General features: G+C 63.8%; 13 protein-coding genes. 1 reads left to right on the top strand and 12 read right to left on the bottom strand.

The features are described 5' to 3' along the window. Positions 1 to 2: 2 nt before the first annotated feature. Genes AU194_RS13225 through AU194_RS13185 form a run of 9 tightly spaced genes read right to left on the bottom strand, consistent with a single transcriptional unit; the run spans position 3 to position 9,877 of the window. On the bottom strand, positions 3 to 611 hold the full coding sequence (locus AU194_RS13225; protein ID WP_082698636.1) for a hypothetical protein: 609 nt from the start codon (positions 609 to 611) through the stop codon (positions 3 to 5). Beyond that, on the bottom strand, positions 578 to 2,032 hold the full coding sequence (locus tag AU194_RS13220) for an MCE family protein (protein ID WP_059089711.1): 1,455 nt from the start codon (positions 2,030 to 2,032) through the stop codon (positions 578 to 580). Before AU194_RS13220 ends, AU194_RS13225 begins: the two co-directional genes overlap by 34 nt. After that, positions 2,033 to 3,124, bottom strand: coding sequence for an MCE family protein (locus AU194_RS13215; protein ID WP_304438545.1), 1,092 nt, complete (start codon positions 3,122 to 3,124; stop codon positions 2,033 to 2,035). Positions 3,125 to 3,171: 47 nt separating this feature from the next. After that, positions 3,172 to 4,488: an MCE family protein gene (locus tag AU194_RS13210; RefSeq protein ID WP_059089709.1), complete on the bottom strand. Its 1,317-nt coding sequence runs from the start codon at positions 4,486 to 4,488 to the stop codon at positions 3,172 to 3,174. Next, a complete protein-coding gene (locus tag AU194_RS13205) occupies positions 4,485 to 5,852 on the bottom strand; it encodes an MCE family protein (protein WP_059089768.1) in 1,368 nt (455 codons plus the stop codon). Before AU194_RS13205 ends, AU194_RS13210 begins: the two co-directional genes overlap by 4 nt. Beyond that, positions 5,849 to 6,877, bottom strand: a complete 1,029-nt coding sequence (locus AU194_RS13200; protein ID WP_059089708.1) for an MCE family protein — start codon at positions 6,875 to 6,877, stop codon at positions 5,849 to 5,851. Before AU194_RS13200 ends, AU194_RS13205 begins: the two co-directional genes overlap by 4 nt. A 37-nt stretch (positions 6,878 to 6,914) precedes the next feature. Continuing rightward, on the bottom strand, positions 6,915 to 8,309 hold the full coding sequence (locus tag AU194_RS13195) for an MCE family protein (RefSeq protein WP_059089707.1): 1,395 nt from the start codon (positions 8,307 to 8,309) through the stop codon (positions 6,915 to 6,917). A gap of 3 nt (positions 8,310 to 8,312) precedes the next feature. Further along, entirely contained in the window at positions 8,313 to 9,170 is an 858-nt protein-coding gene (locus tag AU194_RS13190) for an ABC transporter permease (RefSeq protein WP_059089706.1), read from the bottom strand. Beyond that, entirely contained in the window at positions 9,167 to 9,877 is a 711-nt protein-coding gene (locus AU194_RS13185; RefSeq protein ID WP_059089705.1) for an ABC transporter permease, read from the bottom strand. Before AU194_RS13185 ends, AU194_RS13190 begins: the two co-directional genes overlap by 4 nt. Positions 9,878 to 10,358: 481 nt before the next feature. On the opposite strand from AU194_RS13185, the gene AU194_RS13180 reads away from it, so the two are divergent. Then, a complete protein-coding gene (locus tag AU194_RS13180) occupies positions 10,359 to 10,817 on the top strand; it encodes a nuclear transport factor 2 family protein (protein WP_059089704.1) in 459 nt (152 codons plus the stop codon). A gap of 50 nt (positions 10,818 to 10,867) precedes the next feature. On the opposite strand, the gene AU194_RS13175 is transcribed toward AU194_RS13180, so the two are convergent. The 3 genes from AU194_RS13175 to AU194_RS13165 form a co-directional block, all read right to left on the bottom strand. Beyond that, a complete protein-coding gene (locus AU194_RS13175; protein WP_082698634.1) occupies positions 10,868 to 11,788 on the bottom strand; it encodes an acyl dehydratase in 921 nt (306 codons plus the stop codon). 121 nt (positions 11,789 to 11,909) lie between these two features. Beyond that, entirely contained in the window at positions 11,910 to 12,638 is a 729-nt protein-coding gene (locus AU194_RS13170) for a hypothetical protein (RefSeq protein ID WP_082698626.1), read from the bottom strand. A gap of 143 nt (positions 12,639 to 12,781) precedes the next feature. Next, positions 12,782 to 13,543 carry an SDR family NAD(P)-dependent oxidoreductase gene (locus AU194_RS13165; RefSeq protein ID WP_059089702.1) on the bottom strand — a complete coding sequence of 254 codons (762 nt, stop codon included), beginning with the start codon at positions 13,541 to 13,543 and terminating at the stop codon, positions 12,782 to 12,784. Positions 13,544 to 13,554: the final 11 nt, after the last annotated feature.

The raw sequence follows: 13,554 nt of genomic DNA, 5'->3' as shown, positions 1-13,554 counted from the left end.
GATCACGGGACGAAGGCGACGTTGGACACCTTCATTACGTCGCCCATCTGCTGGACTGAGATGCGCATCCGCCACGACCTCGGTTGCTGCTCCGCGCCGTCGGCAGTTGTCGTCGTGACCTTGACCGACACCAACACCTGAGCCTCATCACCTGAGACGGACTCCAGCCCTGCCGAGGAAACGGTTCCCTCCGAGGTGGATTGAGCTTTCTTCACCACATCGATGAAGGGCTTCATGCGCGCGCTGAAATCGTCGTAGAAGGCGCCGGTGGCCGAGTCGAGGATCCGCGCAACGTCGGCTTCTGCCTCCGCATGATCGATGGTCGTCAGATTGACGGCGCCCTGCCGAGCAACCTGGATGAACGCTGCGTACTCGTCGTGGATCGTTTTCGCCTGGTAGGCGCGTAGTCCGAGCCAACCGCACAACCCGCCCACTGCGAGGACACCGATCAGTCCGGCGATCAACGCGATCCGCCGTGGCGACCGCTTCCCTGCGGATGACGAAGGTTCCTCGGGTTCAGCGTCCTGCAACCTCGAGACACCGTCGTCGGGATACTTCTCGACAGCGTCGGCGTCAATCAGTTCTTCGGTGGCATCAGCATCGACTGCCATGTCTGCTCCTGCGCGTCGTTGGCCAAATTTGCCTGGGTGTATCGCTTTCCATCCGGGCCGACGTAGCTGCCGGTGGCGGGGTCGTACTCGGCGACCGCAACGGGCGGCACCGGGATTGGGGCGGCAGCCGCCGGTGGCACAGGTGCCTGTCCCGGGCGGGTCTGGGGCACCGGTTGGCCGGACAGCGTTGCGTTGGCATCGCCTTTCCAGTTGAAGCCGTCGTTGAGCGGCACATATTTCTCGTCGCTCTCACACATCTTCACCGTAGGTGCCCGTTTGCCCGGCCGGGTGGCGCATGGCAGGTTGCGCGCGCCACGGACGTTGAACATCGAGTCCTGCGGCACCCGGCAATAGAAATCACCTGCTGGACGCTCAGGGTAGTCCGTCAGGCTGGTCGGTCTCGCCTGCTGCGGTGGGAGGTACCCGGTCAGACATGGTGGCGGCAGGTTGAGATTGAGGTTGAAGCTGAGGAAGGCACCCTTGTAGTCCTGTTTGGTGTTGCGGTTTGTCAGTCCGGCGCCTTGCACCACTTCCACACCCGAGGGCGCAAGCACCAGTAGCTGTTCCAAGTGCGGCTGATAGGTGACCGCAACATCACCCAGTGTCACCAAATTGGCCAGCACCACCGGCAGCGTCGGCTGCAGACGGTCGAACAGCTGGCGGACCTCGTCGGCGGCACGCGGTCCGACCTGCAAGATGCCCGTCACGGCCTGATCTTCGTTCTTCAACTGTTCGGTGACGGAAGCCAAGTTCGCCGCCCAGGCCTCGATGGAACCGGCAGTCGCGGTCTGGGAATCCAGGATCGGTTTCGAGTTGTCGATCAGGTTCGTCAGCGCATCCAGGTTGTTGCGCGCGTCGATGGCCAGCGTGGTGGACCCCTTGACCAGCCGCGCCAGATCCGGGCCGAGTCCGCCGACCGCTGTCGACGCCTCGCTCACGACCGTCTGCAGATTGTCCCGCGGAATGACTTCCAGCCCATTGTTGGTCGCCGCGAGCAACTCGCTGATATCGGGCGGAACCGACGTCCGATTCAGCGGGATGACATCACCTTCCGCCAGGCGTCCGGTGTCGCTGTCCGGGATCAGCGCGACATACTGCTCACCAATGGAGGACGCGCTGTGCACCTCGGCGGTCAGATCGCTCGGGATGGGAATGTCGGATTTTAGCGACAACTCCGCGACGACACCGGTTTCGGTCAACGAGACGCCCTGAACCCGACCGACATTGGTACCTCGATAGGTGACGTTCGCGTTCTCGTACAGACCGGCTGCCGCCGGGAGCTGCACGCTCACCTTGTAGTGCCCGACGCCGAACAACAAGTTGGGCAGGCCCATATAGTTGAAGATCATGATCGATCCCCCGGCCAGCGTGATGACGGCGAAGAAGGCCAGTTGGGTGAGAATTCGTCTGCTGAGTACCATCTAACGTCCCTGATTCAGGTGGTACGGAACGACCAACGGGTTGACCGCGGTGTACGGACTGGGCAGCTGACCGATCGTTCGGCCCCACTGCATTTCGAGCTCGGTGAGGTCGCCCTCGAACCGCGTTCCGGTGAAGAACGACGAGTCGATGCGGCTCAGGGTGAGATCGATGATCGCTGTGAGGTTGGCGTAATCCCCGCGGAACCACTTGTCCAATGTCTCCTGGGCGAACGGGTAAACAGTGAAGAAACCCAACGAGCGGGTGAGTGCCGGACCAGAGTCCGCGAGCGATTTCAGCACCGGCGCGATGTCCTTGAGCTCCTGAACCAGAGCATCCTTGGTCTGGTTGCTTGAGTCCGCCGCCAGGGCGCTGAACTTTCCGAGCTGATCAAGCGCCTCGGCAAGACTGTCGCGTTCCTCCCTGAGGACGTTAAGCGCGTCCGGGATGGTGGTCAGCGCCTTGTCGACGACCGGGTCTTGTTCCGCGAAGTCCGACACCAGGTTGTTCAGACTGTCGGTCGCCGAGATGATGTCGTCGGTCTGCTGGTTTGTGTTAGCGATGAACCTGTCGAGCTCGGTGATCAGACTCCGGAGATCACTCTCGCGGCCGGCAAACGCAGTACTGAGAGCTGTTGTGATGTCCTGAATCTGGCCGATACCACCGCCGTTGAGAAGCATCGACACCGCCGCCAATGTCTGCTCGGTGGACGGATAGGCGCCGCCGGACGTCAGCGGGATGACCGACCCCTCCCGAAGCCTGCCTTCGGCGGGCTCGGCTACCGGCGGCGCTAACTCGATGTGCAGCGATCCCAGCAGGCTGGTCTGCCCGATGGTCGCCGTCGCGTTGGCGGGCAGATTTACGTCGCCGTCGAGAGTCATGGTCAGTACCGCGTGCCATCCCTGACGTTCGATCTCGGTGACCGTTCCGACGTTGACATCGCCGACCCGGACCCGGGAGTTCTGCTGCACGTTGTTCACATCCGGCATTTCGGCCCGGATCGTGAAGGAGCCCGGACCCCCACCGGCCGTCCCCGGCATCGGCAGCGAGTTGAGACCACGCCAATCGCCACATCCGGTGAGCAGCAGGGACATTGCGGCGACAACGCCCAACGATGGGGCGACCGCTCCTCGTGATCTGATCATGAACCTGCTCCGGTTGGCATCATCATGCCCGGCAGTCCGGCCGCGGGGTCGGTCTGCTGCGCCTCGGCGGGCAACGGGGGAACCGCGGGCGGCGCGGGGGCCGCCATCGGCAGGGGTGCCGCGGCGGTCGGCGGCAGCGGCGGGACGAAGTCGGGGCGCATCCAGTCCTCGCTGTAGGTGACTTCGTTGGGCCGCGCGACCGCGCCCACCAAGGGGTTGCCGCCGATCGGGAAGAAGTTCATCTGACGGTTCTTGACGATCGGCGCAAGATACTGCACGCAGAGCTTCGCCGATTGCTCGGCGCCGAGCCTGGACGCAGCTTGGATTGCGCCGCACAGGAAGCTGATCGGGTCACTGAAGTTGTTGGTGGACAGCGCTCCGGTCAACGTGCCCTGTGCAGGCTGGTAGATGTTGATGAAGTTCTGCAGAACCGTTGGCGAGATGTGCAGGAACTGCTTGATGTCATCGACGCTGTCGGTCAGCGCCTGCGATACCGACGCCAGCTTGTCCGAGGTGGTACCGAGCGCCTCTCTGTTGGCGTTGACGAACGTCGCGACTTCCTTCGAAACCTCGCTGACACTCGTTGCCGCAGAGCTGATCTCGTCCGGGTCGTCGGCCAGGGCCCAGGTCACCGAAGCAAGGTTCTGGTTCAGCTGCGACATCACATCCGAGCTGTCCTGCAGGGCCGACACCAGCAGTGACAGGTTGCGCAGCGTGCTGAACAGGTCCGAGCTGTGGTCACCCAACGCCGACGTGGCCTTCGACAGTTTGATCAGGGTGTCGCGAATGTTGGCACCCTGTCCACGCAGATTGTCGGCGGCGGTGTTGACCAGCGCACCCAGCGTGCTGACGCCTCCGGGTTCGGTGGGTTGCAGCATGTCGGTGAACCGCTGCAGCTGCACGCGGACCTCGTCCCATTCCACCGGGACCGCGGTGCGCTCCCTCGGGATGACACTGTCATCGGCCAGGGCCGGACCGCTGGTGTAGACGGGGGTTAGCTGAATGGCCCGAGCGGTCACCAACGAGGGCGCCAGAATCACGGCCCTGACATCGGCGGGCACCTCGTAGTCATCGTTGATCCAGAAACCGACCTTGGCACGGTCGAATTCCACGTCGATGCTGTCGATCTCCCCGACCGGCACGCCGAGAATGCGGATCTCATCGCCGACGAACAGGCCGTTGGTGTTGTCGAAGTAGGCGGTGAACTTGGTACGGGTGATATCCGACGTCGTCCTGATGACCAGGACGACGCCGGCCACCATCACGACCGCAAGCGCAAGCACCAGCCAGATCCGAATGCGCGGCTGTGTCATGACTGGCTGTCTCCTGATTCGACCGGACTGCCGTCGGGGGCGAGTTCACCCGGCGCGTGGTGCAGGACCGGTCCGGGTGTGGGTTCGGGTGTGGATTCCTGCCCGGGCAGTGGGGGTGCCGGCGGCCCCGGTGGAGGGCCGCCCGGCGCGGGTTGCGGCCCGGGATCACGGTAGGGGTAACAACCTGGACCCGGCAGAGGAATACCGGGCGGGCCGCACTGCTGATCCCCCGGATTGCCGGTGATGGCATCGGGGACCGTCAGGCGCGGCTCGCCGCCCTGCCCGGTACGCGGGAACGGCACCGGCAACGCGGGCGTACCCGGCTGCCCGACCTGTGGATCGGTCCGCTCCGACGGTGCCAGAACATTCGGGTCCAGACCCAGATCCGAGAACGCGGCGTCGATGAATGGCTGAATGAACTGTCCGGGGAGAAGATTGGACAGATAGGCCTTGAAGAACGGCCCCGAGGACACCGACTCCCCCAGCGAGAAAATATAGCTGGTGAAGCCCTTGATCGACTGCTGGACCTCGGACTTGCGGTTGTCCACGATGGCCAGGGCTCCGTTGAGTTTGTCCAGCGCCGGTTTCAAGGTGTCCCGGTTGTCGTCGATGAAGCCGGTGATCTGCGAGGCCAGTGCGGTGATGTTGTTGGAGATCTGGTCCAACGCGGCACTTTGACCTTGCAGGGCGACCAGTAAGGCGTTCGAGTCCCGGACGAGCTGAACGATCTTGTCGCTGCGTTCACCCAGAACCGTGGTCGCCCTATTGGCGTTGGCCAACAATTGACGCAGCTGTTCGTCTCGGCGGTTGAGCGTCTCGGAGAACCGCGCCACCCCGTCGACGGCAAGCTGGAGGTTCTCCGGGGTGTCACGGAAGGTTTCGGCCAGGGTGGACAACGAGGTCGACAGCTGGTCGGTGTTCAGCCCACTAATCTGCGCCGTAATGTCACCTATGGCATCCGGCAGCTGGTAAGCCGAGGTGGTGCGCTCCAGCGGGATGACACCGTCCTGCGCACCCCCGCCGCGGGGGGTGATGTCCAGAATCTTGGAGCCCAGCAGACTCTTGGTCTTGACGGCCGCTTCGGTCCGGTCGCCGAGCTGCACGCTGTCGTCGACGGTGAACTTGATGAGCACGCGTGGGCCATCGAGCGCGATGCTCTGCACCTTGCCGACTTCGAAGCCCGAAACCTGTACGGCAGCACCAGATGTCAGACCGCCAGCTTCGGCGAAGTGGGCAGCGTAAGTTCTCTGGGACGACACAAGCGGCAACTTGTCGTAGTTGAGGACACTGAATCCGATCGCGCCGACGGCGACGACTCCGATGATGCCCATGACTGCGGGATTGCGTTCCTGAAAAGTCTTCATCGTGGGGTGCACCTACCCGAGTCTTGGCCGGCCAGCTTCACGTAAACCGGTTGTCCGCCTTTGCCGTTGAGCTTGAGGACCAGGTCACACAGGTAAAAGGAGAAGTAGTCGCCGTTGAGTCCTTGTCGACCGAGGATCCGGTAGGACTCCGGCAGTTCGGCAAGTAGGTTGTCCATGTACTCGTGATCTGCCACCACGATGCCCGCTGCCCGATCGGTCTGATTGACCGTCTCGTTCAGCGGTGGGCGGCCCTGCGCCAGCAGGTCGGCGATGCTCGCCGCCGACTCGTTTGTGTAGGCAACCGCGGTGGACAGATCGCCCTTGCGTGCCTCCAGGGTCTGCACGATCTCGGATAACGAATCCACGGCGGTCCCGAACTTGTCCTTCTGGTCGGCGAGCGAGCCGAGGACCGTGTTGAGATTATTGATGACCTGCCCGACCAGTTCGTCGCGGTCGGCAAGGGTGTTCGTCAACACCGCGGTCTGCGAGAGAAACGATCCGACAGTGGCACCTTGACCCTGAAGGGCCGAAAGGAGCTGTCCGCTGAGCGCATTGACCTGATCGGGATCCAGCGCTCGAAACAGGGGGCGGAATCCGCCGATCAGTGCGTCCAAGTCGAGCGCGGGTGATGTCCTCTCGACCGGGATCGTGGCGCCCGGCTGGAGCCGCCGCACCGATCCCGCGCCCTCCTCCAGCGCCAGGTAGCGGCCACCGATCACGTTGTCGTATCGGATGGCCGCCCGGCTGCCTTCGGTCAGGATCACCGAATCGTCGGCAGTGAACTCCACCGTGACGGTGCTGTCGTTGTTGAGTTCGATGTTGTCGATCTTGCCGACCTCGACGCCGGCGATGCGCACGAAGTTGCCGTTCTCCAGTCCGGTGACGTTGGTGAACACGGCCCGAAACGTGCGCGCTTCACCGAAGCGGAACTGCGCGAAGACGGTAAGGAGCGCGAACATGCCGAAGACGGCGACGACAATGAAGACGGTGAGCCGCCAGGCTGCGCCTGACAGGTTGTCCTTCAATTCGCTTGCCTCTCAGAGTTTGCGACGGCGAGTTGTCTCATGGTGTAGGGGCCGCGCCTGGCGGCACCGGGGCGGCGCCACCGATTCCGGGCGGGATCGGCGCCGGCGGCGGCGCGGGGGGCACCCCCGGGAAGAGCGGCACGCCACCGGGGCCGTACAGCGGTGCGCCGTAGGGAGGTGCTCCGGGGTACGGGAAGGGACCGGGCGCCGGGCCACCGGGATACCGGATGCTCGGCGGCTCCGGCACTGCCCGGGTGACTGGGAAGTAGTTGGCCCAACCGGGGAAGCCGATGCCGGGGTTCGGGCGGTTGTCCAGTCCGGTGCCCCAGCCGGTGTTTGCGATCAGGGTGCGCACCGGCCAGTTTTTGGCCACGTCCGGCAGCGACCCGCATCCGGGCTTGCCTCCGGGTCCCCCCCTGGCGCCGTTGATCGGCAGGTTCTGCGGGTAGCGGTAGGGATCGTCACCCAGCAACAGCGCAGCGTCGACGATCAACGACTTGCCGTTCGCACCACCGGTGTAGGCGGCTTGCCCGAAGTCAATGGCGTTCTTGCCGCCAACGAGGAGACAGGTCAGCATCGGGTCGTACTTGTTCAGCAGACCAGTCGTCGGCTCCAGTGTGTTGATCGCTCGAACCAGGTTGTCCTTGTTCGGACCGATCAACTGGGTGCCGCTCTGCGCGAATCCAATGATGTTGAGCAGCAGGGAATCTAGCTCGCGGGCGTGCTGGGTGACGGTGGCGCTGGTGGTGCTGGCGGCATCGAGCACCCGGATGATATCGGGTGCCGCAGCGTCGTAGGTGTCGTTGAAGTCGCGGAACGCGCGCCAATCCTCACCGATGAGCTCCGAGCGCTGATTGAGCGCGACCAGCACTTCGTTCGCCGCGGTCGTGGCTTCACCCATCCGGGGCCCCTGTCCGCGCACACCTTCGGCGAGGGCGGAGAAGACGGTATTGAGCTTGGCCGGATCGATCTTGTTGATGACACCGACGAGATTCTGGAACACCGTGTTCACTTCGGTGCTGACGTTCTGCGAGTGCAGCACTGCGCCCGCCGCCAAGACCTTGTTCGACGGATCTTCCGGGTAGATCAGATCGACATACTTCGCGCCGAAGATCGTGGTCGACGCGATCCTGGCCTGCACGTTGGCGGGAAGGTAGCGCACCATGTCGGGATCGAGTTCGAGATGCAGGCTGACCGGGTCCTTTCCGCCCGTCACCGAGCCGACGTGGCCGACCTGCACGCCGCGCAGCTTCACCTCGGCGCCGATCTCCATCACCAGGCCGGAGCGGTCGGAGGTGAGTATCACAGGCACGTATCGGTTGAAGGAGCCGTTGAACAGCGCCCAGGTCAGCGAGAGCGCGCCGACGGTGAAGACGATGAGTATTGCTGTCCACCAGTCCGGGTGGATACGGGGTTCTCCTCTACGTGCCATGGCTCAGCCCGCCAGGTTGAAGTTGCCGGACTGTCCGTAGATGGACAGTGTGACCAGCAGGGTGACGAAGACGGCCACCACGAGTGACGTCCGGGTGGCGCGGCCGACGGCTTCACCGACTCCCGCGGGGCCACCGGCCGCGGTGAAGCCGTAGTAGGTGTGCACCAGCATGATGACGACCGCGGTGACCACCGCTTGGACGAAGGACCAGATGAGGTCGGTGGGGATCAAAAAGGTACGGAAGTAGTGGTCGTAGACGCCCGTTGACTGCCCGTAGATCACCGTCGTTCCGAACCGGGCTGCGAGGAAAGACATGATCACCGCCACGCAGTACAGCGGGATGACCACGATGACGCCGGCCAACACTCGACTTGAAGCGAGATAGGCCAGCGAGCGGACCCCCATCACCTCCAGCGCGTCGATCTCTTCGTTGATGCGCATGGCGCCGAGCTGCGCGGTGGCTCCGGCGCCGATGGTGGCCGCCATCGCGATCGCGGCGGTGAGCGGGGCGATCAGTCGCACATTGAAGTAGGCCGACGCGAAGCCGGTGAGAGCTTCAACGCCAACCTGGGCGAACTGGTTGTAACCCTGGACTGCGACCAGCGCACCGGTGGAGATGGTGAGGAACCCGACGATGACCACAGTGCCGCCGATGACGGCGAGTGCTCCTGTTCCCAGACTCATCTGGGCGATGAGCCGCACCAGTTCGGTCTTGTAGTGGACCAGAACGTCCACTGCCGAGGCCAGCGTACGACCGTAGAACTGCGTCTGTTCACCGACGCGGGTCCATCCGGCGTGCCAGCTGCTCGACTTGCGTGCGAGCTTCGGAAATTGCTGACCGAAAGTTGTTTTGACGCTCAAAGGTTCACCTTGATTCCCACGGCGGTCATGAAGATGTTGATGACGAAAAGCGCGAGGAAGGAAAACACCACGGTCTCGTTGACGGCGTTACCGACACCGGCGGGGCCACCGCTCACCGTCGTGCCCATGTAGCAGGCGATCAGCCCGGCCGTCAAACCGAACAACGTCGCCTTGATCAGCGAGACCACGACATCACCCACACCAGTGACCAGCGTTAGGCCTGCGACGAACGCACCCGGGGTGACATTCTGGAAAAAGACCGAGAACGCGAATCCGCCGGCGAGCCCGACGAGAATGACCAGTGATGACAGCAGCAGCGCTACGAGGGTGGCGGCGAGCACCCGCGGAACCACGAGCGCTTGAATGGGATTGATGCCCATGACCCGTTGGGCGTCGAGTTCCTCACGAATGGTGCGGGCACCCAGGTCGGCGCACATCGCCGTCGCCCCGGCGCCCGCCACGACCAAAACCGTGACAATCGGACCGATCTGCGTGACGGCGCCCAGTGCCGCGCCGGTGCCGGAGAAGTCGGCTGCGCCGAACTCGGCGAGCAGCACGTTGAACGTGAACACCGTAAGCACCGTGAACGGAATCGACAGCATCAGGGTAGGCAGCAGGGACACCCGCGCCACGAACCACGTCTGCAGGACGAACTCACGCCACGCGAATGGCGGCTGGAACGTCGCGACGGCGGTATCGAGTGCCATAGCGAAGAAACCGCCGATCCCACGCAGCGGTTTCGATGAACCTAGGGCTTTGAGCACCACGTGGTCACAACTTCCGGTCGGCGGTCGCGCCGGGCGCGGGCGCGCCGCGCTCGGGACGGTCCGCGGCGGCCGGCAGGCTTGCTGAACGAGTCACAACTGCACCTTCTCTTGACGTCAGCGCCAGTCACACCCAGGACATCGAGTGACTCGGCTCACGAATCGAATCAAAATTAAACTAGAAATTCAAGCCGACAGTCGACCTAGATGCGACCTGCGACCCTCGAGTTCGGTGTCGCCGCAGGCAGTCCGGCTTTGACGCGAACGTCAGAGATCATGCCCGGATTCTCGACGCAGGAGGATCTCAGCCTCGAAGTCGCGGCCAGGCGGCCCTCACGCCGCCGCCTTCGCCGGCATGTGGGGTGGAGAGAACCCAGTCGCCGAAAATGCCGTTGATATTTCGAATACTTGATAAATTCTGCGGGTGGCTACACTCCCCCACCCCGCGGAACCAGGGTTTCCAGAGGCCTACAGCCAAGCCTGGACCCACGAGCCCGAGCGCCTCTGCGACTTCTTCGCCGAGGACGGCAGCTACACCGATGTCGCGATGCGCGGAACGTATCGGGGTCGGGCCGAGATCCAGCGATTCCATCGGTGGATGCTCAAGTTCTCGTCCGACTCACTGATTGTCTTCACCCGGCCTGCGGTTCAGGACGACCGCGCCTACTATGAGTGGACCTGGAGCGGGTCGATCAGTGGCCCCCTGCGCCTGCCCGGCGGAGCGACCGTCGACGCCGCCGGCCACGCGTTCGCGGTCGACGGCATCGCGACCTGCCGCTTCGATGACAACGGTAAGTTGACCAGCCATCGCGACTTTTGGGACATCAGTCAGCTCGTGGAGCAACTCGGGCAGACGCTGATCCCTAGAGCATCGAATATCTGACGCGCGCCCTCTGGGCCGCCGCGAAAGTGCAGGTATCCGACCTCTCCGTGTCAGAACATCAAGGCGGTGAAGCGCCAATCCAGGACTGGGCGGTCAGGAGTGCCATCGTGTCCCGCCACGTGCACAACTGAGCGCAGGTTGAGGGCGCCGCCCCGTCCCGCCGGCAACGCCGTCGCCTGCTCGACGTGAAGGTCGCTGTAGAGGGTGTCTCCCTCGTGCACCGGACCGGTGTGGTCACACGACGTCCACTTGAGAACCGTCGCAAGATTCGGAAGCAGTCGGGTCGCCTGTCCGAGAGCCAATCCGATGGTGTGCCCTCCATAGACCAGACGCTGGCCGCCGACTCGTCGATCATGATGTGTCGCAGCAATATTGAGGCTCAGTCGAGCCAATTCCGGAGCGGAGCTGACCACATCACCGGAGCTGCGGTACCGGCGATCGTGAAGCTCCGTGCTGAAGTGCGGGCCGGGGACCTGGGACCGGAAGGCCTTCGCATCCCAGCTGCGGGCCGGATCGGTCGTGACCTCCGCTGTGCCCATTGCGGTCAGGTCATCGTGGTGCCCCGTCTCGAGGACGCCTGGTGACAACGGGAGCATGGCGCACCGGTGGAAGTCGAGAACAAGGCGATCGTGCTGATCGACGGTTCTAATCCGGAGCGCCGCCAGGCCCGTCGGAGCACGTCCCTCACGAACCGAGTTCTGCCGCATACCCACGACTTCCGTGGTCGTGGCCAACGTATCCCCCAACTCTGGGAACCGGTGAAAAGCCAAGCCGCGGTAAAATAGATTTGCCTTCACGCGCCCGGTGGCCAGCGTGCTCTGCCCGATCGCGATGTCCGCCACCAACGCCGGGTGTGCCATCGGGGCGGACCCACCTGTTACCGCGGCGGCCAGTGTGGCGTCGAGAGTCATTCGCATCCGGTCCCCGACGATGGACTGGTGCACTGCAGCGGCGCCCTCGGTAACGGTCATCGCCGGCGCGCTGTCGAACACCTGCCCCGGCCGCAATTCGTCGAAGTACGGCCCCACGGTTGCGCTCACGTCGTTGCTCGCTTCCACTGAAAGCCTTTCCCCGGTGTGTGTCTCGTCCGCGTCAGACTGCGGCCGGCGCGAATTTCTCCTCGACCAGGGCGGCGTTCGCGCGGCGGGTGACGACGGACATCACGATCAAGAAGCCCGCATACGCCGTGAGTGCGAGCCAGAACACAAAGATGCCGTTCCAGGCGAACGGGCCGGAGAAGAAGAAGTACGCCATGACGTCCGGAACGAACGCACAAGCCACCCATATGTTGGCGTACCCGACCCACCGCGGGAACGTCCTGCCACGGTCCGTGAGCACCGCGGCGCCGATCGCCAGGTTCTGAATAATGAACGGCATAATCGGAGTGAAGAAAATCAACCAGGTGAGATCGTTGAGAAACATCGTGGACTCCGGCGCCCGCAGCTCCGGGCGAAAGGTCAGCACGGCGAACAGCAACGAACCCAGCAGGTTGATCATGACCGTGACTGCGCCCGCGCACAACTGAATCAGAGACAGGACAGGCAGTCGACGCTCCATGCGCTGCATGTGCATGGTGATGATGCCGATCAGCGGAAGCGCGAAACAGACCCCCAAGGTGGAGAGCATGAAGCCGAACATCCTGCGGGCGGTGTCGGTCGTGTAGAAGTCCACCACTTCTTGCATTGTGTTCGCAGGCCCCAGCGGAAGCGGCAACAATCCGGCGATCAACCAACCGATGAGGGTCACTACAACGGCCGCAATGCCGCCCCACGAACAGATGTTGAAGATGCGAAGCTTCAGCCGGGCGTCATCGTGGGGCATCTGTACAACCTTCTCGGGTCGGTCCGGGGCGAACTGGAGCCCGCTAGGTTTGGCGAGCCGCCCACCCGGAGAATTTTGAATCTAGACTAGAAATACCGACCGATCAATACCGGTCTGTGCGGTCGGGCCATGCTCACCGGTGCTCAGAACTGGACTCCCCGAGTCAACGCCCCATCAACGATCAGGTTGGTGCCCGTAATGAAGCCCGCCGCCGGACTCGAAAGGAACACCACCGCGTTGGCGACCTCCTGAGCCGTACCCATCCGGCCTGTCGGGTTCTGCGCCATCGCCGCGGCAAACAGGTCAGGATGGTTCTGCTCGATGAATTCCCAGGAGCCGCCGGGAAAGTAGATGTTCCCCGGACTGACACTGTTGGCCCGCACGCCCGCCGCGGCGTGCTTGTTGGCCAGACTTTGTGTGTAGTGCACCATCGCAGCCTTCACCGTTCCGTACGGCACGGCGGCGAAGTCGATCTCGCGGCCGGCCACGCTGGCGATGGTCACGATGGACCCCGCCCCGGACACAGTGAGGTGGGGAAGAGCCGCGTCGACCAGCATCACCGTGCCCAAGAGGTCCACGTCGAAGGTGGCGCGCCAATTCTCGGTCGATGAGCCGACGGCCAACGCACTGACATTGGCCACCACGCCGTCGAGTCCGGCGAACCGATCCGCCACTGCGCCGACCCATGCGGCCAAGGCGGAGTGGTCGGCGACGTCGAGTGCGGTGCCGAGGACTTGTGCACCAACGGCGGTGAGTTCGGTGGTCGTCGCCTCAACGGCATCGGCGTCCCGCGCGCAGAAGGCGACGACCGCACCCTCGGCGAGGAGTCCTTCAACAATGGCACGCCCGATCCCGCGGGTACCGCCGGTGACAATGAAGCGCTTCCCGATGAGCCCAAGATCCAACTGTGTTCAAC

The organism is Mycobacterium sp. GA-2829, assembly GCF_001499965.1.
Classification (GTDB): Bacteria; Actinomycetota; Actinomycetes; order Mycobacteriales; family Mycobacteriaceae; genus Mycobacterium.
Note: the sequence above shows the minus strand (reverse complement) of the source record. Positions and strands in the feature narration are given on the sequence as shown.

Coding starts and splice junctions, on each gene's coding strand:
- AU194_RS13225 (WP_082698636.1), bottom strand. CDS start 611: ATGGCAGTCGATGCTGATGCCACCGAAGAACTGATTGACGCCGACGCT.
- AU194_RS13220 (WP_059089711.1), bottom strand. CDS start 2,032: ATGGTACTCAGCAGACGAATTCTCACCCAACTGGCCTTCTTCGCCGTC.
- AU194_RS13215 (WP_304438545.1), bottom strand. CDS start 3,124: ATGTCCCTGCTGCTCACCGGATGTGGCGATTGGCGTGGTCTCAACTCG.
- AU194_RS13210 (WP_059089709.1), bottom strand. CDS start 4,488: ATGACACAGCCGCGCATTCGGATCTGGCTGGTGCTTGCGCTTGCGGTC.
- AU194_RS13205 (WP_059089768.1), bottom strand. CDS start 5,852: ATGAAGACTTTTCAGGAACGCAATCCCGCAGTCATGGGCATCATCGGA.
- AU194_RS13195 (WP_059089707.1), bottom strand. CDS start 8,309: ATGGCACGTAGAGGAGAACCCCGTATCCACCCGGACTGGTGGACAGCA.
- AU194_RS13185 (WP_059089705.1), bottom strand. CDS start 9,877: ATGGCACTCGATACCGCCGTCGCGACGTTCCAGCCGCCATTCGCGTGG.
- AU194_RS13175 (WP_082698634.1), bottom strand. CDS start 11,788: ATGACCGTTACCGAGGGCGCCGCTGCAGTGCACCAGTCCATCGTCGGG.
- AU194_RS13170 (WP_082698626.1), bottom strand. CDS start 12,638: ATGCCCCACGATGACGCCCGGCTGAAGCTTCGCATCTTCAACATCTGT.